The sequence below is a fragment of the Nonomuraea sp. NPDC050153 genome, from assembly GCF_044460125.1.
In the GTDB taxonomy this organism is placed as follows: Bacteria; Actinomycetota; Actinomycetes; order Streptosporangiales; family Streptosporangiaceae; genus Nonomuraea.
In genome coordinates, this window is the sequence record NZ_JBITJQ010000018.1 from 1 (window position 1) to 19,054 (window position 19,054).

Genomic DNA, 19,054 nt, shown 5'->3' on the forward strand with positions numbered 1-19,054 from the left:
CTACCAGGAGCTCTGCTACGTCATGGGGCTAACACCGGACTTGCGATCATGCTGTGACCAGGGCACTCGCTGGGAAGCCTGAAATGGGTTCAGTGTCGACTCTGGCGAGAAGACACGATCGTGCGAAGGCCGCGTCCCGGCTCGCGGGCCGGCTTCTCCTTCTCCTTGCGCAGCTTTCGGCGTGGAGTCTGATGTCAGCCGCTGGCCGGACGGCCGACGAAGCCCAGGACTAGGAAGATCAGGCCGCGTGACCTGCTGGAATCGGGTGTCGAGCAGGTTGCTGTCCTCGATGAGGAACGCGTCGAATGCGCGGGATTGTCATTGCGTCAGGAGTGAATCAGGCGGCTCAACGGCCCCTTGAGCGATAGCTGTGGTCACAGCTCCCGGAGCGTGTGGTCGTCGTGGAGAATGCGGAGATGCAGGCGCCTCAGCGCGGCGCCGGGCTCGTTGCCCAGGCTTTCCACGAGGCCGGTGCGGATCCGGGTGTACCAGGTGAGGGCCTCGGCGCGCTGTCCGTTGAGGTAGAGAGCGAGCATCAGCATGGCCGCGATGCGCTCATCGCGCGGATACTCGTGCATCAGGCTGATGAGCGCAGGCGCCACCTCAGCGTGACGGCCGAGGCGCAGATCCACCTCGATGGCGGCGATGCGCGCGGTGAGCCACTCGACAGTCATGCTCTCGCGGGCGCCGCGGGACCAGGCGCAGTCCACGTCGGCCAGCGGAGTTCCCGACCACAGCCGTATCGCCTGTTTGTACAGGCCCGACCGCCGGTCGTCCCGCTCGGCGGCGCGGGCGGCGGCGGTAAGGCGGCGGAATCGGTGCAGGTCGATGCGGTCGGGTTCGGTGCGCAGCAGGTATCCGCCACGCCTGCGCACCAGGCAGTCCGTGGCGGAGATCTCCCTGATGCTGCCGCGGAGCCGCTTGGCAGAGGTGTAGAGGGCGTCGCGTGGATCACTGGGCACGGACGGCCCCCAGATCCGCTGGATGAGGACCTCGTCGGCGACGAACCCGTTCGGCTCCCAGGCCAGCACCGCCAGCAGGCTCCTGGCGCGGCCGGAGGCGGGGCGCACGGTGCTGTTCCTGCTCTGCAAGCAGACGGGCCCCAGCAGTCGCACGCGCATGGCGATCACTCCCCGACAGTCCCGGACGATGTCAGCGGCCACAGGTCAGCTTCCGATCAAGGCGCATACGGGACGCATACACACCGGCCGGCGAACATGCCGCGAGATGCGGCGCCGGGATCCGGTCGGCGTGGCGGTGCCCTCGTGGCCTCACGGCTCGCGGGCCGTGGGTCCCGGGCGGGGCGCGGTCATCTCTCGGCCGGGACCATCGCGGGGCGCGGTCATCTCGGCCGGTGCGGTCGCTCAGAGCCCCGCGAGAACGCCGTGCTGCGCCGGCGCGCCGATCTCTGCCAGCACGGTCTGAGCCCGCCGCCGGGCGGAGCGAGCGCCACGCTCATTTCCCATCCGCTCACGTGCCCGGCCCAGAACGATCAGCGCACGGGCGTGGCCGAGCCGCTGGCCGGTGCGGGCGAACGTGCGCAGGGCCCGCTCGCACTGTCCGGCGCACTGGTCGTATTCGCGCTCGCCGAGGTCGGCGATGGCCAGCGCGACCCGCGCCCTTCCCGTGCCCAGGGCGCACCCCTGAGCCGCCAGGCGCAGCGCGGACTCGGCGTGAACGCGGGCCTCCTGGTAGTGGCCTTCGCGGGCGGCCAGCGCCGACAGCGCGAGCGCGGCCTCCATGCTGCCCTGGCGGTGGCCGATGCCTTCGGCCTGGCTCAAGGCAGCCCGAAGCCGGTCGCTCCCCGGCCGCCCGAGGCCGATCTCCGCCCGTGCCAGGCCGATGAGCGCGAGGACCTCGTAACCGTGGTCCTCGATCTGCCTGGCGAGGTCGAGCATCTCCCTTCTGGCCCGCAACGCCTGCACGTGCCGATCGGTGTCGGCGTGCACGGCGGCGATCGCGTCCAGCGCGCTCACCTGCCCGTACGCCATTCCGGCCGATCTGCCAAGGCGCAGCGCGCGCCGCAAGATGCGCAAGGCGTCGCCAAGCCGCCCCTGCTCATGCCAGACCCCGCCGAGCCCCGTCAGCGTCAGGACCTCCAGCTCCCTGGGGCCGATCTCCTCGGCCATGGAGATCGCGCGTTCCAGGCAGTCCTCAGCATCCGCAAGTTTGCCCAGGTTGCGTAGCATCGCTCCGAGATTGTTAATGCTGGAGGCCTGGCGGCTCCGGTCGCCGATCGACTCGTAGATCCGCAGGGCCCGGAGGGCCTTGGTCACGGCCTGCCGGGGTGAGCCGGCCACGGTGAGCGCCACACTGGCGGCTCGCAGAGCGTCAGCCTCACCGCTGCGCCATCCGGCGCTGCGGCAGAGCGCCGTCGCCCGGTCCAACTCCTGGACCGAGAGCCGGTAGTCGCCGGTGCACACGTGCGCCAGACCGAGTGACAGGCGCATCGCGGCCTGGCCCAGCACGTCGCGGTCCCGCTGCGCGCTCGCCAGCCCGAGCCTGGCCAGGCGCAGCCAGACGGGAAGCCAGCGCCTCCGATAGAGCACGGTGCGCATGGCATGCGCCAGCCGCCAGACGATTCCGTCCAAGCCGAGCTCGGCGGCGTGCTCGATGGCCGCGGTGACGTTTGCCCATTCGCTCCCGAGCCACGCGTCCCCCTCTTCGGGGGATCCGAAGTGTACGGGGGGCGGGTCGCCGAGCAGGTCGACCGGGCGGGAGTAGACCACGTCCGCCACCGCGGCGACGTGGTGCAGGTAGAACTCCAGCAGGCGGAGGACGGCGGCGCACTCGTCCCCTGCCGACGTGCGCCCGTTCTCCGGGCCGCCCGTCTCGCGGGCGAACTCCGCCACCAGGTCGTGGCAGGCGTAGCGGCCCGCGCCCGTCTCCGTGGCCAGGTGAACCCGGGTCAGGGCGTTCAGCAAGGTTTCCGCCTCGGCGGCGCCAACGCCTGCGAGGGCCGCGGCGGCGCCGGTGGCGATGCCGTCGCCGGCGACCAGGTTCATCAGGAGGAACATTCTGCGGGCCGCTGGGGAGAGCGCCCGGTACGACAGCTCGAGCGCCCGCCGCATGGCCGCCCCGTCGTCTCCCTCGATGCGGAGCCCCGCCAGCCGCCCGCGCTCGATCAGCTGTGTCACGTAGCCGGCGATCGTCAGGTGTGGATGATCGGCGAGCCGGGCGCCGGCGATCCGGAGAGCGAGTGGCAGCTGCCCGCACAGGCGGACGAGCTCGATGGCGGCGTCCGGCTCCGCGTCGATCCTGCGCTGGCCGGCGGTGCTCGCGAGGAGCATCAGGGAGGACTTGGAAGTCAGGCAGTCCAGCGCGATGCGTTGCGCCCCCTCCAGCGCCACCAGGCCGCTGAGCCGGTCGCGGCTCGTTACGAGGGTCATGCAGCGCGGCTCACCGGGCAGCAAAGGACGGACCTGAGCCGAGCCTGCGGCGTTGTCCAGCACGATGAGCATCCGCAGCCCGGACAGTGAGGACCGGTAGAGGGAGAGCTGCGCCTGCGGGTCCACCGGCACGTCCCGAATGGAGTGGCCCAGGGCGATGAGAAGCCGCGCGAGCGGGTCCGCGGTGGCCGGGCTCTTGTCGAAGCCATGCAGGTCCAGGTAAAGCTGCCCGTCGGGGAACAGGGTCGCGTGCTCGTGCGCCCAGTGCAGTGCCAGGCTCGTCTTGCCGACTCCCGCGGCTCCGACGATCGTCACCGTTCTGGCCGGGCCCCGGCTGATGGCGGTGAGCTGGTCGAGCTCGGTCCGGCGGTCGAGCAGAAGGCCGGGGGCGAGCGGCAGCTGGCGAGGCCTCACAGTCACTGCCGGCCGCACCACGCGAAGCAGCCGGTCGTACAGCTCTCGGAGCGGAGGGGCCGGCTCCACGCCGAGATCCTCGCGCAGATGGTCGCGCAGCCGGTGGTAGACGTCCAGGGCCTCGGCAGTCCTCCCGGTCGCGGCCAGGGCCACCATGAGCTGGCCGTGCGGGCGCTCTCTCGAAGGGTGTGCGACGACGACGGGACGCAGGTCCGTGACGACCTCGGCCGTCCGCCCCAGGGCCAGCATCAGTTCGGCCCGTTCCTCGACGGCGGCGGCGTGCAGCTCCAAGAGCCGCGCGACCTCGGCATGGGCGAACGGGTGGTCGATCCCCGGCAGCGGCGGGCCGCTCCACAGGGCCAGCGCCTTGTCATAGAGGGGCGGCGCGTCTTCCGCGGTGGCGTTCCGCGCCCGGCCGACGAGGTCGCCGAACACGTCGGCGTCGAGCTCGCCCGGCCTCACGTGCAGGACGTAGCCGGGATCGCGGGTGGTGATCAGCGTGCTGCCGCAGGCGGCCCGCACCTTGGAGATCAGCATGCGGATTCTGGATCGGTACGTGCCCGGCACGGCGTCGCCCCACAAGACGTCTGCGAGGTGATCGACCGACACGGTCGCACCGGCGTTCAGCAGCAGCACTGCCAGTACCGTCCGCTGCTGAGGCGGCAGCATGATCTCCTCGGCCTCGATGATGACCGTCACGCCGCCCAGGATCCGGAAGCCGCAGCCCGTTCCCGACATACCCGGATAGTAAACGATCATTATTCCGGTCGTAAGATCCTCACCGGATGAGATCCGTCGCGGATCGGTCCGTGATCGGTCCGCCGGAGCCACCCGTACGCTCGCCGTTCCCGTAATCACCGGTGAAATTAGGACGGCGTGGAGATTTTTGCCCTTGACGAGGTGGGGGGTGAAGTTTACCTTCCCGAAGGAGGTGGCAACGAAATCACTTCACGGAGTTGACTGCTCGGAGAAAATATGCTCGAACCTTTGGGCCTCGATCAGGCAGCCGAACGCGCGTATCTCATCCTTCTCCAGCATCCCGGATGGGGTGCGGTCGATATCGCCGCGCAATTAGGAGTTTCCGAGGAGAAAGCCCGTCTATTGCTCGACCGTCTCGTCGACCTGTCGCTCGTACGTGCGGACCGCACGGCATGCGGCGCCTTTCGCGCGGTTCGCCCGCAATTCGGCTTGCCGGCCCTCCTGGCCAGGCGTCAGGCCGAGCTACACGAACACCAGCAGCAGGTGGAGCACATGCGCGCCGCCATCGCTTCGATTTCCGACGAGTACGCCTCCATGACGCAGTCGGGCGACCATGTCATCGAACGTCTGGATGGCCTGGAGAACGTCCGGGCCAGGCTGGAGGAGATCGAACGCGAGGCGCGCCGGGAGTGCCTCTCCTTCGTGCCCGGCGGACCTCAGCCGGCCGACGCCCTGGCTGCCAGCCGGCCGCTGGACCAGTCCGCACTCGAACGCGGGGTGCGCCTGCGCAGTGTCTACCAGGACAGCTGCTCCAACGACCCGGCAACATGGAGATATCTCATGTGGCTGCGCGAGCTGGGCGCGGACACCCGGACCACGCCCACTTTGCCCACGACCATGGTCATCGTGGACCGGCGCACCGCCCTGATCCCGCTGGACCCCGCCGATGCCCGGGCAGGCGCGCTGCAGATTCACCATCGAGGGATCGTCGCGACGCTCTGCGTGCTCTTCGAGCACGTGTGGCAGACGGCGGCCGTGCTCGGCGTTCCCCAGGCGCGGGACGGAAGCGGGCTTTCGGTGCAGCAGCAGGCCCTGCTCGGCCTGCTGGGAGAGGGTTACACGGATGAACGGGCAGCTCGCAGCCTTGGCCTGTCGCTCAGGACGACCCGTCGCATGATGTCGTCGCTGATGATGAGGTTGGAGGCGCAGAGCCGGTTCCAGGCAGGAGTGCGCGCCGTGGAGGCCGGCTGGCTCGACAGGGTCTCGTCGGGTCCTGGGCGGGGACGGGTGTTCGAGATCGCGGATCTTCAGCGTCCGGCTGCGGGCGGTCGCCCTTGACGCGGGGCCGGCCACGCCGCCTGCCGATCGGGGCGAGCAGGGCGTACAGCTTGCGGTGGCCCCAAGGAGCCAGGGGCATCGGCGGTCCGCCGCTCGTAAAGGAGGCCCATGTTCGATCCGCGATCCCTGTACGAACGCGCGCTCATCGAACGGCGCGGGAAATTGTCGGGCAACTACCACAACAATGTCCCGATGGCGGTGGCGGACGTGGGCGAAGTCGTCGTCCGGGTTCCCATTGACGGGATGGACGTCCGTGATCTGCGGATATGGCCGGAGCACCAGACGCTGGCCGTGCTCGGGCCATTGCTGGCCGGGCTGCCGAGGCTGTTGCATCACTCTGAGTCGCCGCGGTTCCAGGTGCAGGCGTTCATCGGCGGGGCGGTACTGGACGAACTCGCGCCTCGCGGCACCCGCGTGCCCGCTCATGTGATCGGCGATGTCGTGGAGCTCATGGCCGGCTTGTGCCGCGTACCGCAGGACCGGCTCCCGCCCGCGCCCGACTGGTGGCCGGGCACGGGGCCGGCGTTCGGCCGCCTGGTATCGGGGGCGACGGGCCATGTGGTCGAGACTGTTCGAGCCGGCGCATACGCCGAGTTGTACGACAGGCTCGGCATCCCGGCGGCGCCGCTCGCCGTGCTGGACGGCCTCTGGTCAGGGCTGGCGGCGCGCAGGTTCGCGCCGATCCATTGCGACCTGCACAGGAAGAACATGATCGTCCGCGGAGGGCGGACCCGCTTCCTGGACTGGGAGTTGTGCCTTCTCCATGGCGACCCTGTATACGATCTCGCGATCCATCTGACGAAGATGGGATATCTCGCGGACGAGGAGGATGATCTCCTGGGGCGCTGGGCGGAGGCCGTCCCGGCCGAGTGCTCGGCCGGATGGTCGCACGATCTGCCCGTCTATCGGGCACACGAGCGCATCAAGGCCGCCGTGGTCGACAGCGTCCGCTACACCAAGCTCATCGCGGCCGGTGACACGGCGGGCCGGGGAACGATGATCGCGTCGTTGACCGGGAAACTGAACGCCGCGCACGAGGTCTGGGCAACCGGGATCTCGCTGGGGCGAGAAGCGGTCGAGAAGGCGGTGGCGGCGGTTCTGGCGTCGCCACCGCCGTTCCTGTCTGCCTGGACTCCGCTCAGACACCCAGCATCAAGCCCTCGCCGGCCAGCCATCGGCGGCGGCCCGTCTCCTTGATGAGGGTCTTGGAGCCGGCGTGGTCGTGCTGGATGTAATGGCTCGCCGCGAGCACCGGCTCCCACTCGGTGGGCGAGACGCCGGCCGCGGTGAGATCCGCCGCCCAGCTGCGCCAGTGCAGGTTCTCCCCTCGCCGCGCCCGCTGTAACGCCGCGGCCGCCCGGGTGGCCGCGGCGTTGTCCCTCGCGTGCAGAAGGGCCGTCCGCACGCCATCCACCGCGTGGTCGACGTCGAGGCTGAGCTCCGGCGTGCCCTTGTAGAGCTCCTGCGTCGTCGCCGTCAGATCGGCGGGTACGGCGGATCTCAGGGCGGCGTGGGCGATCGCGTAGATGTTCGCCAAGGTCGGCTGGTCGAAGACGACGCCCAGCTCCCTGACGATGTCCATCGGCTCGTCGGGACAGTGGACCAGCACGGCCACCCGGTTCGGCGCCCGCAGGACCTCGCGGAGCTGGAACGCGGAGCGATCCGAGGGAAAGGCGGAGCCCTTCAGCCGGATCAGCCGGGGCGCTGCGGGGATCTCCAGCGGGTCGCTCGTGTCAAGCAGAACGATCGTCATGGCCTGCGTGCGATAGAGCATGAGATCCGTGACGTCGATGCGGTCGAGGGTGGCCACGTTCCACTGGAAGCGCCACAGCTCGCGGGCCATCGCCCGGTCATACCAGAAGAGCTCCGCGTGGATCGGCACGAACCCATGTGCGGCCAGATAGTCGACACATGCCTCAGCCTTTCTCGACAGCACCGCGTCCGGTTTCACGGTCAGGATGGCCAGCCGCTGGAAAAGTGCGAGGGCTTCATCGCCGACAACGTCGACGGCGGTTTGCCAGCTCTGCCTGAACACCGTGTCCGTCTGGAAGTAGGTGAATTTGTCCCGCAGCGTGCTGAGCGCGCGCCAGGTGCCCCGCCTGTCCAGCTCGGAAATGCACGGATCGAGCGCTTCCTCCATTATCCGTCCCCTAACTGAGAGGCAGAAAGCATTCGGCGAACAGATCGACCGCCTCCGCAGTCTTGGGATGCTCGGCCAGCAGCCCGAAGAAGCGCGGGGGCACAGTCACGACATGTGCACCCGCGCTGGCGAAATCCGTCACGTCGTAGGCCCTTCTGAGGCTCCCGACGATGATCTCGGTGCCGTGTTCCTGGATGAGCGGCGCCGTGTCGGCGATGACCCGGCGCGGATCCATGCCTGCGTCGCTCATCTTGCCGGCGAAGAACGACACGTACCTGGCGCCCGCCTGGGCCGCCAGCAACCCCTGCGCGACGGTCATGCAGGCCGTGGCGTTGACCTGCGCACCGTTCGCCGTCAGGTCGTGGATGACCCGCAGAGAATCCCACTCGCAAGGGATCTTGACGATCAGCGACTTGTAACCGAGCGCGTCGGAGATGACCCGCGCATGCCGGGACATCTCATCGGGTGTCCTGGCCATCACCTGCACGGACAGCGGAAATTCTCGCCCATCCTTCTCCAGAAGGCCGACGATTTTCCGGAGGTGGGAGACGGGATCGCCTGCTGTTTCCGCCTTGAGCGTGGTCGGGTTCGTCGTCACGCCACGGACGAGCCCGCGGGTGAGAACGCTTTCGAGTTCGGCGATGTTTGCTGAGTCTGCGAAAAGTTTCACGGCTGATGCTCTTTCTCTTTTTTAGCCCCAGGTGAATCCTCGCCGGATGACCACGGTGCTCTCCATAATGTGCGGCTGTCGCTTTTCCTCTACATATTTTTCACGGCTTCGGGACCGGCGTCATCACTGATGTCTGACAGGTTCTGGCGCTGGCCGGAAGCTGCCTGGGCGCGTCCCCGGTTCGTCTTCGCCGTACCCGGGTCTCCTATGCCGGCGGGGTGAGCGGTAATGACCGAGTGTCAGGATCGGTGGCCATGAGCAGGACCACGTGCGCGATGCGCTGGAGCAGCGCCTCTGACATGGCCGGCCACCTGGTTCCGTTGCGCGACCGCAGGTTCAGCCGGACGGAATTCGCGAATTGGACCACTTCCAGATGCAGTGCCAAGCCGCGGCGGCGGGTGGGGCCCTGGCGGAATTCGGTCAGGATCGCTTGGCCCGGGGCCGGCGAGATGGTCCAGGGCGCTGTCGCTCCCGAATCCGGCGGGATGCCCTCCTCCTTGAAATTGAGATGTACTCCGGAGACGCTGGGGGCCTGGGCGTTCGGAAGCTCCTCGGCCCGGATCGTGTCGATCGCCGTGCGATCCACGTGCGAGAAACGGCCGGCAGGAAATATCTGCCGCATGCAACGCGTGGTGACCTCGGAGAGGCTGACCGGCCCGGGACGGGTGACGACTATCGGCGCCTGCATGAACATCTTGCTCACGGAGCCGCGAGAAGCCAGTGTGTACCGGTTGCCGAACAACATCATGATGCCGACGGCCGGAGTGGCGTTCGCCAGGCACAGGGAGATGCCCAAGGCGGACAGGAACACGCACGGAAGGGAGACCTCCAGTTTCGCCGAAGCCGCCCGGGCCACGTCGAGCAGGCGGTTGGAGCTCACCGAGATCGAACCGTAGCTCGCATCGTTGTCAGGCCGGGTGAAAGGCATCTCCTCGGCGCCGAAGGCCTTGCCGAGATGACCGCCGATCTCGGCGAACTGCTTGTGCCAGAAGTCGAGCCCCCTTCTCAGGTGCGCACGTCCCTTGGCTGAGAGCTCCCAGTCGCTGAGGTCGAGCGGCTGAAGGGCGGGACGGTCGATCGTGAGCGGAGCGCCGGTTCCGAGCCGTCCGGACAGCGTCACGATGTCTTCGGCGAGCACGTCCGCGCCCCATCGATCTGCGGCGAAATGGTCCAGCACCGCGGTGATGCCGACGACGTCATGGCCTGATGTGGAAAGCAGGAACTCGACAGGCCACGACCGCGTCAGATCGAACGAAGTGGCACGGATGATCTTCTCTGCCTCGCCTGCCCGGGAGACGTCGGCGACAGACGTGTGGGCTTCCAGTCGCGAAGCTATCTGGGACACCGGTGAGACCCGCTGGACGCGCTCGGGTGAGTCGGAGACAAGCGTGCGAAGTGCCTCATGGCGCTCAATCGCAGCGGCAAGGATCCGTTTGGCCTCGGCCACCCCCAGGCCGCCCATGGGGATTCGCACAGCGATATTGTCCTCGTGCGAGGTCAGCCGGTCTGCGGGCTGTCCGATCAGCCAGTCCAGCTGTGGCCAGTTGAGCTTGCCTGCGCGGCCGTCCTTGTCCATGAGCATTGCGCACTCCTTCGGATCCGCCGGTTCAGTCCGGGATGCTCAGCCGCCGACGCTCTCATAGCGGCTCAGCCGCCAGTTCCACCAGCGGCGCGCGACGAGGAAGAGCAAGAGGTTGATGCCTGGGGCGGCGACCGCCATCCAGGCAGGGAGCGGAAGCTCGTCCGCGTGCCCGGTGAGCACCGCGGCCGGCAGGTATCCCGCGAACGCGATGGGGAGGAGGAAAGTGAAGATCGCTCGGGCGAGGCCGGGAAAGATGTGCTGAGGATAGCTGCCGAAGGTCGACATCAGCTCCTCGGCCCATTCTTGCCACTGCCCCGTGCTGACCGCCCGGAGCGCGAATCCGCCGAGAAAGGTTTGCACCGCGGCCTCCAGGAACATTGCTCCGCCGAGGGCCAGGACGAGGTAAACGATCCGCCCAGGAGACCACTCCACGGTCACCTGCGAAAATGTCACACCGAAAATCAGGAAGGCGACCGCCAGGTCGCCGAGCACAGGCACATGGAAATGATTCATCAGGGCCTGGCGGTAGACGGGGAGCGGCCGAAGCAGGAACACGTCGATCTTGGCGTCCTGCACCATGGACACCATTTCTCGCATCCCTATGAAAAACGCGACCGCAAGGGCGTGACCAGTCATTCGTATGGCGGTGATGAGCAGCACGTCGCCCGGGGACCAGCCGCCCATGCCGGGGAAGTTCGCGATCAGCACCGTGGCGAAAATGATCACGGATACCTGCCATGCCGCCCCGATCCCGATCTGCGACAGGAAGTCGACGCGATACTCGGCTCGCGATTTGATCGACAAGAGCAGGTACCGGACGGTCAACATCGTCATCCCCCCTGGACCACGACGCGCTGGTCGGCCCTTGACCAAAGGAACCGCAGGGCAAGCGAGAGGAGCGCGACCCACAGGATCTGCACGAGGACGTCGTGGAGCGCGGAATCGGCGGGAATCCGGCCGACGTAGATCGAAACGGGGATGTGGAATGTGCTCTGGAAGGGCAGCCACGCGGACAGGCCCTGGAACCAGGCGGGGAAGAACCAGAGCGGCGCTATCGCCCCTGCGAACACGCTCTGCACGAAACGGATGATCGACACGATCCCGGTGTTGCTCATCGTCCAGAAACAGGCGACATCGGCGATCGCCAGAAGATGGTAGAGCACCACTTGGCCGAGGACCAGGGAGATCGTGAAGACTCCGAAGGCCGCGGGTGAGGCCGGCTTCTCGATCATTCCCAGGAGCAGGCATATCAGATATGCCGCCGCGGCCGAGGCGAAGCCGTACACCTGATCCCCGATCGCCCGCAGCCGGTGATAGCGGCGTGGACTGAGGGGGCGGAGGTACCAGTAGAGGATGGTCCCATATCGGACGTGCTGAACCGTCTGATCACGGGCCGCCATGCGGTCGGGGCCGCGGAGCCGTGTATACAGCACGCCGAGCAGCGCGTAGGTGACCGCCTGACCCCTGCTGAGCTCGGCGTTGACGGGCATCACCTGGTAGAGCGCTCGCCACAGGCACCAGGTCAAGAAGATCTGGGTCGCCGTCTGCGCGACGACACCGGCGATCCGTCCAGGTTGCAGCGTCTCGTACAGGGCGGAGATACGAGCTATCCGCCAGCCATGGGCGATCCTCATGCGAGCATCGCCCCACGCTTGCGATAGACGGTGGTCATCACCTCTTCGAGGTCGTCACCGTGAATTTGCACGTCCCGGACATCGTCCCGGTCCAGGAGCAGCCGGACCAGACGCCGTTGCTCGTCATGATCCTCCCCGCCGAAGACCATCGCCTCTCCCTCGTTGCCGAGGAACCCCGGAAGCTCGGGCAGAACCCCGTCCACAATGACTTTGACCTTCCAACCGTTGCCGTACTCACGGTGCAACTCCGCAAGCCCGCCGTCGTACACGACCCGGCCTTGGTTGATCAGTACGGCGCGCTTCGCCAGCCGGGAGACCTCGCCCATGTCGTGGGTGGTGAGGACGACTGTTCGGCCGCGCTCGGCAACCTGGTGGCGAAGAAAGCCGCGGATCTGCTCTTTCGCGATGGCGTCCATGCCGATGGTGGGTTCGTCCAGGAAGACCGTAGGCGGATCATGCAGGAGCGAGGCGGCCAGGTCGGCGCGGACCCGCTGGCCCAGTGACATGTGCCGGGGGCGGAGATTCCAGAACGAGCTCAATTGCAGGAGGCCGTCGAGCTCCTCCAGCCGGCGCTTGTACGCGCCGTCGGCGACTTCGAAGATGTCGCGCAGCACGGAGAAGGACTCCAGGGCCGGGAGGTCCCACCAGAGTTGCGTGCGCTGCCCGAAGACGGCGCCGATCAGTTTCGCGTTCGCGATCCTGTCCTGTTGCGGAACACGTCCGCCGACTCTGACCTCGCCGGCCGTGGGGGTGAGGATCCCGGTCAGCATCTTGATGGTGGTGGACTTACCCGCGCCGTTGGGACCTAGCAGCGCGACCAGCTCTCCTTCGGCGACGCCGAACGAGACCTCGTCGACGGCCACTTTGCTCTCTCGCTCAGGTGCCAGAAGGGATCGGACCGCTCCCGCGAGGCCGGGTTTGCGGACCAATGTGGTGAAGACCTTTCTGAGCCCGCGTGCTTCGATCGCCGATTCTCCCACTGCGCTCCTTCGCCGGCCGGTAGGTGCTGCTCGAATATTTGCGACGCCATTGCCTCCCGGCCTAGTCGTAGAAACTCTGGACCTGTCTGGCGGTGAGTAATTCAATGAGCTCTTCGTGATCTCGCCTCAGCACCAGCTCGTACATCTCCTGAATTTTAGGGTCCATCCGGCCGGACACGTCCCGGTCGGCGTCCCGCAGCAATCCATGGACGAAGTCGAGGACCTGCGCCCGGAGTGACGAACCCACATTCGGCAGCGCGGACAGCAGGATCACCGCGTCGTGCTCGAGCACCGCCGCGTCATAAGTCTTCTTCAGGGTGCGGCTGTGCTGCCGCAGGAATTCCGACACGAACGCAATCTGCCGCATCCGGCCGCTCAGATTCTTCGCGTTGTAGAGGTCCTGCGTGATGGATGGTGGACCTTCGTCCCGGTGGCGCCAATAGTAGACCGGCTCGGATATGAGATCCACGGCTCCGGCGAAGAAATGGGCGGGAACGGTCACGGGAGCGTCCTCGAACGGATGCTCGGGGAAGGTGAAGTCATGCTCGAGCCAGTACGAGACGCGATACACCTTGTTCCAGGCGGTACGGTCTCCGATGAGATCGGGGCGAACGGCGATGTGCGTCCTCCGCGCGTCCTCGTCGAATATGCCACGGTGCAGCGGCGAGTCTGACAGCATGCCGCCGCTCAACCTTTGCACGCGGCCGCAGGCGATATCCGATCCGGTGTCCTCGAGAGAGGCGACGAGAAGTTCGAATGCTCGTTCCGGAACCAGGTCGTCACCGTCGACGAATGCGAGATAGCTCCCATTGACGTGGCTTAGCGCGCTGTTTCTCGCGGCGCCCACGCCTCGGTTGGGCTGAGCCAGGAGCTTGAATCTGCCGTCGATCCGACAGCATTCCTCCGCGATTTTCCCGCTTCCGTCGGACGAGCCGTCATCGACCATGATGACCTCGAAATCCGCGTATGTTTGCCCGGCTATCGAGTTCAGGCAGTCCTGGAGGTAGTGCGCCACGTTGAAGAACGGAATGACTATGCTCAGGTCGCGGCCCATGGAGGGTTTCCTCACGCTCGACGATGATTACACGCGGGGCACGATCGAAGTGGCGGAGGTCTTCTTGCGATCGCCGTGGAACAGGCGCCGGAGGAGCGGCTCGTCCCATGTGCACGTTTGCCCGTCGACGGTTCCGTACTCGTTCAGGAATCCGACGTCCCGGGGCTGAACGTCGGCGACGAGCTCCACCGGCACGAACTCCGGATAGAGCGTCCGCGCGTGGTGCAGCGCATAGTAGACGCTCTCCGTGGCGTTGTACGCGCCGGCTCGCTGCCTCACCTTGCGCCACGACGACGGTGTCAGCCGGGCGGCGCTGAGCGCTATGTCGAGGAACTTCAGCACCTGAAGATCCGCGCCGGCTTCGATGTAATGCAGGCTGGTCGCCTCCTTGTGGAAATGCAGGCACAGGTCGATGAACTGGTCGTCCGGCGAAAGCGCGTAGGTGTCCTGTCCGCACAGCCGGGCCTGCCTGCGACGGTCGAGCAGCTCCTGTGTCACTCCACGATCACGCTTGTGCTGGAAGACACTGAGGCAGATGTCCACCGAGAAGACCTCCACCTCCAACCGGTCCGAGACCTTCACGAACGGCAGCTCATTGTTGATGTTCAACCGCCAGAACGCCCGGGTGGCCCGGCGGAACGGCACGACCTCCCGGCCGTCGGCGGAAAGGCGCCCCTGCGCATAGCCGTGCTGCCGGAGTATTTCCGCCAGGTGCTTCGCATCGGCGGGCGCGACCAGCAGGTCGAGATCGGCCATGCGCCGGAGGCCGGGATCGCCATACAGGTTCTCGACGAGGACCGGACCCTTGCGCACGGCGTACGGAAAACGAGCGTCGGAGAGCGCGAGAAATATCCTGCCGAACTCCTCCGCGAGGTGTTCGTTTCTCGTCTTGTTCGTGAGATAGACGCCGGTGTACAGCCAGCGGTAAGGAATGAGCGAGGTCGCCTCGGCGGAGTAGTGCAAACGGTGGCGGGCAATATTACGGCCGACCAGAGGCAGGACGCGGTGCCGCCCCGCCTGATCGATGAAGTGTCCCCAGTCGAAAGCGCCTCCGTGTTCCCGGAGAAGAGCCCGGCACTCGTCGACCTGGGCATCCGTCAGATGAGGTCGCGAAAGTGACAGAAGCAGGACGATCTCCTTGGCGAGCGCCGGGTCCCGGCCGGTCGACACAGTCAATCTTCATCCCCGATCCACAGGCTTCATTCACATCTGCGCGGGTGTGCGGACACCCTCTGCGGAAAGTCTCCACGTGGTCGGGCGCCGCGTCATCATTCTTGTTCGGCACCTTGGTGCGCTGGCCACAAGATGCCAAGGCTCCGTCCTCGGATCGACGAAGGCTTCCGCCATACTCGACACCATGCCTGCCATTCACTTCGCCGGACCGGTACGAGAAGACGCGCGGCATCGCATATCGCGGCGAGTTCAGCCGTCGATCTCTCACGGAGACCAATCGTGAACGACGTGGAAGAGCGAATCCTGGGTCTACTCGGACAGATCGACATCCTGCTGGCGGGTCCCCGGCAGCAATTGCCCCAGCAGCGACTGTGGGAAAACGGAATGACGTCGCTCTCGAGCGTTCGACTCCTGCTGCTCGTGGAGGAGGAGTTCGACGTCGAGCTTCCGGATGAGGCGTTGACCAGGACGACGTTCGAGAGTGTGGGCTCCTTGGCGGCCGTTGTTCGCCAGGCCGCGGGCGGGAGCGGGTCGTGACGCTGTCCGAGATCGACGAGCTCGTGATGCCGGTGTTGCGCAGGACCTGCGACGAGGTGGACCGCGATGCCCGCCTGCCGCTGGAAGCGCTGGCCGCCATCGAGGACATCGGCCTGTTCGATCAGGAGCCTGCCGTTACGCGTGCATGCGAGATCGCAGAGGCTCTTGCCAAGGGATGCGGTGCCACAGCCATGATCTGGGCGATGCATCAGGCACAGCGAGCCAGTATCGTTCACCATGCGGGAAGCGGCAGGCAGAGAGAGCTCATTCTGGAGCTGCTGCGCCCCTTCCCCGGCCGGGCCGGACGGCTTGTCGCATCGGTTACGAGCGAGGTCGGCACAGGGGGCGACATCGGCCGGAGCGTCGCCCAGGTCGAAGGATCCAATGGGTGCCTGGCCCTGCGTAAGAGAGCGACCACCATCTCGTACGCCAGCATTGCTTCGACGTTCCTGGTGAGCGCCGGAAGGAGTGGTGAGTCCCGCCCGACGGACCAGGTCGGCGTGGTCCTCGGCAGCCGGCAGGTGACGCTGACGGACGCGACCGGCTGGGACACCTTGGGCATGCGCGGGACATCCAGCCCGGGATATACGCTCACCGCCGAGTTCGAAAACTGGCAAATACTGCCGGCGCCTTTCGCGGAGATCGCCGCCGAGACCATGTTGCCCTGGTCTCACTTGCTCTGGTCCGCCGTGTGGGTCGGCCTCGCGACCGAGGCGCTCCATCGAGCGAGCAGGATTCTCCGGCACAACAAGACGACCGATTCGCGCCTGGCCGAGGCACACGGCCGGCTCTCCGTCGTCCGCTCGCTGTTGTACAGCGCGGCAAAAGAGGTCGAGCAGGCGAGGCAACGGGGTCACGGCCTCTCGATCCCGATGACGGTTCGTCTCAACGACCTCAAGGTGACGAGTTCCACGACGTGTGTTCGCGTGGCGCTCAGCGCGCTGGAGATCTGCGGGATGCGAGGTTATGCGGAGCGGAGCGAGTTCTCTGTTTCGCGGATCCTGCGGGATCTGCTTTCCGCGCCTCTGATGGTCAGCAACCGCCGCCTCCTCGAAGCCAACTCCCAGTTCCTCGCCGCCGGCAAGGTGTTCGTCTCATGAACCATGGGCTCCCGTCCCGGGGAAACGATTCACGAGAGGTCTTCGACCTCCTGCGCAACGGCTTGTCCAGGCTTTTTCTGGACAGCTCGCAAGAAGTGGTCCTGATGCCTCCTGTCATCCCGCTCGAGGTTGTGAGGCGGGCGGAGTACGATCAGCTGTTCCCGCACCTCCTGGGCATCGTGAGGACCGGCGCGGGCTCCAGCGGCCCCGAGCTGGCCCTCACGCCGGCAGCCTGCCATCACGTGTACCCGGAGTGGCAGGGCGCATCGGTCGACGGGCCGAAAGTCAGGGCGGTCGAGGCGGATTGCTTCCGTTTCGAAACAAGCACGGAGCTCGGTCGCCTGCGTTCCTTCCGCATGCTCGAGTTCGTGTGCCTCGGCTCTCCTGAAACCTGTGACGCCTGGCAGAAGGGCGTCCGGTCCGCAGCCCGCGACTTCTTCGCGTCCCTGGGCGTCGACGTGCGCATCGCCCTCGCGTCGGACCCGTTCTTCGGACGGGGAGGGCGGCTGCTCGCGAACAATCAAGTAGAGGAAGGTCTCAAGCAGGAGTTCGTCGCACCGGTCTCGTCGGAGCTGTACCAGGCCATCGCATCGGTCAATATGCACCGAGAGCACATGGCCAAGGTCTTCGACATTTCCGGCCCGAACGGCGAAGCCTGGCACACTTCGTGCTTGGCCTTCGGCCTGGATCGTGTCTATCTCGCCCTCGAGCACGCCCACGGTCCGGACATCCGGAAGTGGCCGCTTCGGGAGTGACCACGTCATCGCCGACCTGGGTGCGCACCCAGGTCTGGCAATCCGGTTACGAATCTACACTGTAAAGGCGTGGCGATCATCGCCCAAGGGCAATCGTGGGCGATGGCTCTCCGTCCGGATGAAGAGGAAACGGGCTTCGCCCGTGCGCTTTGGCTCGCGTCGGCCAGGTCGGAAGGGTCCTGTGCGGTGGTACCGCTGAAGGAGGAGGCGACCGGCACGCGCCCTCGGCCCGCGCGGTGGCCGTGCTGACTGAGGCAGCGGGCCGGGCTGAAAGGGCTGCCTGGCGACCGGCGCCGACGGCCCGTCGCACGGGTGCCCACCGCTGAAGGGGTAAACCGCCGCTTCACCAGGAGCGCGCCCCATGAGTTGTGGGTTACCGAGCACCCCACGCGTGAGGGCCAGGTGTGTTGCCGCGTGATACTGGACGCCTGCTCGACCGCGGTCAGTTCTCCGGTAAGCCGGGCGCGCCGGCGTTCGTCCTGCACCAGCGCCGTGGCCTGGTCCAGTCGGTCGCGGCGCGAACTTCTCGTCAAGGAAGCGCGGACGGCAGCGCTATGCCCGGTTCTTGCCCGGCCCCATCTGGAAGGGACGAGATGCCCTCCGCACTGCGAGGAGTGGCGCCGCCTCGGTTCGTGCCGAGGGACATGTCCGTTTCGGCGGCTGCAGACAGGACTGTGCTCCGGCCGCGACCAGGACCGATCGCTGGATGAGGACATCGAGGAAGCGTTCGAGGACCTTGCCCGTCGAGTGAGCCGGGGATTGGCGAGGGCGGGATGACAGGGCGGCGACAGAATGACGCGAGAGCCCTTGAATACCGTGACAGGTGAAGTGTTCAGCCTCCGGCCGGGGCGCGACATCAAGGTTTCACCCTGACTCCAGGGTTCTCGAAGGGATGTCCATGCGCAAGCTCATCCAAGCCGGTGTCCTCGCCGCCGCCTTAGGAACCGCCGTCGCCCTCGCTCCTGGAACTGCTCAGGCAGCGCAGCCGACCGCTGCGTCCGAGTGGCGCTTTGAAACTTACAGCAGCAACCTCTTCTGCAATGTGGCTCTGGCCGCCAAACGCGCGGCGGGCTATCAGACGGATCCTCCTAGCGGAGGCTGCTGGTACAGCGACACCCCGTACTGGTACTACTGGTACTGCTATCCCCAGGGTGCGGCCTGCCCCTGGGTGGCCTCGCGCGAGCCCTGACCTGCTCGCGTGTTCGCTCCCGGCCAGGCGGGCGGGAGCGAACACGCCCGCCGGCGGATGAGGCGCGGAGCCGACTGGCGTCTCCGGACAGCTTCCGGCCCAACCATGGTGCCCGGTACCTGCCACAGGCAGTATCCAGACGTCGCACGATGCCATGGTGACGGCGACCCTACTCGAGTCGACCGCTGGTTCGGTGAAAGGTCAGCGCGCTCACCCGATTACTCGAACCCATGAGCCGTATCAGAAGGCTGTTCAAGCGCCGTATCTGAGGCCGCGAGTGTCGGCTTCGTTCATCCCAAGAGGCGATGGCAAGCGACGTTGCGTAGCCGAAACTCCTGTTGGTGAAGCGGGAACAATTCATCGCACTTCATGTCGATCAGTGATCGGCTTCCGCCGCGTC

General features: G+C 66.7%; 16 protein-coding genes. 6 read left to right on the forward strand and 10 right to left on the reverse strand.

Annotation, left to right across the window (positions count from 1 at the left end; all coding sequences use genetic code 11):
* Positions 1–374: 374 nt before the first annotated feature.
* Both ACIBQ1_RS35395 and ACIBQ1_RS35400 read right to left on the reverse strand, forming a co-directional pair.
* Positions 375–1,121: a BTAD domain-containing putative transcriptional regulator gene (locus ACIBQ1_RS35395; protein WP_397283670.1), complete on the reverse strand. Its 747-nt coding sequence runs from the start codon at positions 1,119–1,121 to the stop codon at positions 375–377.
* A gap of 243 nt (positions 1,122–1,364) precedes the next feature.
* Positions 1,365–4,541 (reverse strand): BTAD domain-containing putative transcriptional regulator, encoded by a 3,177-nt coding sequence (locus ACIBQ1_RS35400; protein ID WP_397283671.1) that lies wholly within the window; start codon positions 4,539–4,541, stop codon positions 1,365–1,367.
* A 237-nt stretch (positions 4,542–4,778) separates the two neighbouring features.
* On the opposite strand from ACIBQ1_RS35400, the gene ACIBQ1_RS35405 reads away from it, so the two are divergent.
* Together ACIBQ1_RS35405 and ACIBQ1_RS35410 are read left to right on the forward strand one after the other, a co-directional pair.
* Positions 4,779–5,840 (forward strand): LuxR family transcriptional regulator, encoded by a 1,062-nt coding sequence (locus ACIBQ1_RS35405; protein WP_397283672.1) that lies wholly within the window; start codon positions 4,779–4,781, stop codon positions 5,838–5,840.
* 108 nt (positions 5,841–5,948) lie between these two features.
* The gene (locus ACIBQ1_RS35410; protein ID WP_397283673.1) at positions 5,949–7,037 is read left to right on the forward strand and encodes a phosphotransferase family protein; all 1,089 of its coding nucleotides are present in this window, start codon (positions 5,949–5,951) and stop codon (positions 7,035–7,037) included.
* On the opposite strand, the gene ACIBQ1_RS35415 is transcribed toward ACIBQ1_RS35410, so the two are convergent.
* From ACIBQ1_RS35415 to ACIBQ1_RS35450, 8 genes are all read right to left on the reverse strand, one after another.
* Entirely contained in the window at positions 6,979–7,980 is a 1,002-nt protein-coding gene (locus ACIBQ1_RS35415) for a hypothetical protein (protein ID WP_397283674.1), read from the reverse strand. The genes ACIBQ1_RS35410 and ACIBQ1_RS35415 overlap by 59 nt on opposite strands.
* 10 nt (positions 7,981–7,990) lie before the next feature.
* Positions 7,991–8,650 (reverse strand): transaldolase family protein, encoded by a 660-nt coding sequence (locus tag ACIBQ1_RS35420; protein ID WP_397283675.1) that lies wholly within the window; start codon positions 8,648–8,650, stop codon positions 7,991–7,993.
* A gap of 205 nt (positions 8,651–8,855) precedes the next feature.
* Positions 8,856–10,232: a condensation domain-containing protein gene (locus ACIBQ1_RS35425; RefSeq protein WP_397283676.1), complete on the reverse strand. Its 1,377-nt coding sequence runs from the start codon at positions 10,230–10,232 to the stop codon at positions 8,856–8,858.
* A gap of 39 nt (positions 10,233–10,271) precedes the next feature.
* Positions 10,272–11,066, reverse strand: a complete 795-nt coding sequence (locus tag ACIBQ1_RS35430) for an ABC transporter permease (RefSeq protein ID WP_397283677.1) — start codon at positions 11,064–11,066, stop codon at positions 10,272–10,274.
* Positions 11,063–11,866 carry an ABC transporter permease gene (locus tag ACIBQ1_RS35435; protein ID WP_397283678.1) on the reverse strand — a complete coding sequence of 268 codons (804 nt, stop codon included), beginning with the start codon at positions 11,864–11,866 and terminating at the stop codon, positions 11,063–11,065. Before ACIBQ1_RS35435 ends, ACIBQ1_RS35430 begins: the two co-directional genes overlap by 4 nt.
* Positions 11,863–12,846, reverse strand: a complete 984-nt coding sequence (locus ACIBQ1_RS35440) for an ATP-binding cassette domain-containing protein (protein ID WP_397283679.1) — start codon at positions 12,844–12,846, stop codon at positions 11,863–11,865. The genes ACIBQ1_RS35435 and ACIBQ1_RS35440 overlap by 4 nt, the downstream gene beginning before the upstream one ends.
* A 61-nt stretch (positions 12,847–12,907) precedes the next feature.
* Positions 12,908–13,900, reverse strand: coding sequence for a glycosyltransferase family 2 protein (locus ACIBQ1_RS35445; RefSeq protein WP_397283680.1), 993 nt, complete (start codon positions 13,898–13,900; stop codon positions 12,908–12,910).
* A gap of 27 nt (positions 13,901–13,927) precedes the next feature.
* Positions 13,928–15,070, reverse strand: coding sequence for a nucleotidyltransferase family protein (locus tag ACIBQ1_RS35450; protein ID WP_397283681.1), 1,143 nt, complete (start codon positions 15,068–15,070; stop codon positions 13,928–13,930).
* A 282-nt stretch (positions 15,071–15,352) separates the two neighbouring features.
* Between ACIBQ1_RS35450 and ACIBQ1_RS35455 the strand changes: the two genes are divergently transcribed.
* From ACIBQ1_RS35455 to ACIBQ1_RS35470, 4 genes are all read left to right on the forward strand, one after another.
* Positions 15,353–15,610, forward strand: a complete 258-nt coding sequence (locus tag ACIBQ1_RS35455; protein ID WP_397283682.1) for a phosphopantetheine-binding protein — start codon at positions 15,353–15,355, stop codon at positions 15,608–15,610.
* On the forward strand, positions 15,607–16,710 hold the full coding sequence (locus tag ACIBQ1_RS35460) for an acyl-CoA dehydrogenase family protein (protein WP_397283683.1): 1,104 nt from the start codon (positions 15,607–15,609) through the stop codon (positions 16,708–16,710). Before ACIBQ1_RS35455 ends, ACIBQ1_RS35460 begins: the two co-directional genes overlap by 4 nt.
* Positions 16,707–17,465, forward strand: a complete 759-nt coding sequence (locus ACIBQ1_RS35465; protein ID WP_397283684.1) for a hypothetical protein — start codon at positions 16,707–16,709, stop codon at positions 17,463–17,465. The genes ACIBQ1_RS35460 and ACIBQ1_RS35465 overlap by 4 nt, the downstream gene beginning before the upstream one ends.
* 898 nt (positions 17,466–18,363) lie before the next feature.
* A complete protein-coding gene (locus tag ACIBQ1_RS35470; RefSeq protein ID WP_397283685.1) occupies positions 18,364–18,654 on the forward strand; it encodes a hypothetical protein in 291 nt (96 codons plus the stop codon).
* Positions 18,655–19,054 lie beyond the last annotated feature (400 nt).

Bases quoted from the DNA above. Each gene is read 5' to 3' on its own strand.
- ACIBQ1_RS35445 (WP_397283680.1), bottom strand. From the start codon at position 13,900: ATGGGCCGCGACCTGAGCATAGTCATTCCGTTCTTCAACGTGGCGCAC.
- ACIBQ1_RS35415 (WP_397283674.1), bottom strand. From the start codon at position 7,980: ATGGAGGAAGCGCTCGATCCGTGCATTTCCGAGCTGGACAGGCGGGGC.
- ACIBQ1_RS35470 (WP_397283685.1), top strand. From the start codon at position 18,364: ATGCGCAAGCTCATCCAAGCCGGTGTCCTCGCCGCCGCCTTAGGAACC.
- ACIBQ1_RS35430 (WP_397283677.1), bottom strand. From the start codon at position 11,066: ATGACGATGTTGACCGTCCGGTACCTGCTCTTGTCGATCAAATCGCGA.
- ACIBQ1_RS35435 (WP_397283678.1), bottom strand. From the start codon at position 11,866: ATGAGGATCGCCCATGGCTGGCGGATAGCTCGTATCTCCGCCCTGTAC.
- ACIBQ1_RS35410 (WP_397283673.1), top strand. From the start codon at position 5,949: ATGTTCGATCCGCGATCCCTGTACGAACGCGCGCTCATCGAACGGCGC.
- ACIBQ1_RS35425 (WP_397283676.1), bottom strand. From the start codon at position 10,232: ATGCTCATGGACAAGGACGGCCGCGCAGGCAAGCTCAACTGGCCACAG.
- ACIBQ1_RS35465 (WP_397283684.1), top strand. From the start codon at position 16,707: ATGAACCATGGGCTCCCGTCCCGGGGAAACGATTCACGAGAGGTCTTC.
- ACIBQ1_RS35400 (WP_397283671.1), bottom strand. From the start codon at position 4,541: ATGTCGGGAACGGGCTGCGGCTTCCGGATCCTGGGCGGCGTGACGGTC.
- ACIBQ1_RS35405 (WP_397283672.1), top strand. From the start codon at position 4,779: ATGCTCGAACCTTTGGGCCTCGATCAGGCAGCCGAACGCGCGTATCTC.
- ACIBQ1_RS35395 (WP_397283670.1), bottom strand. From the start codon at position 1,121: ATGCGCGTGCGACTGCTGGGGCCCGTCTGCTTGCAGAGCAGGAACAGC.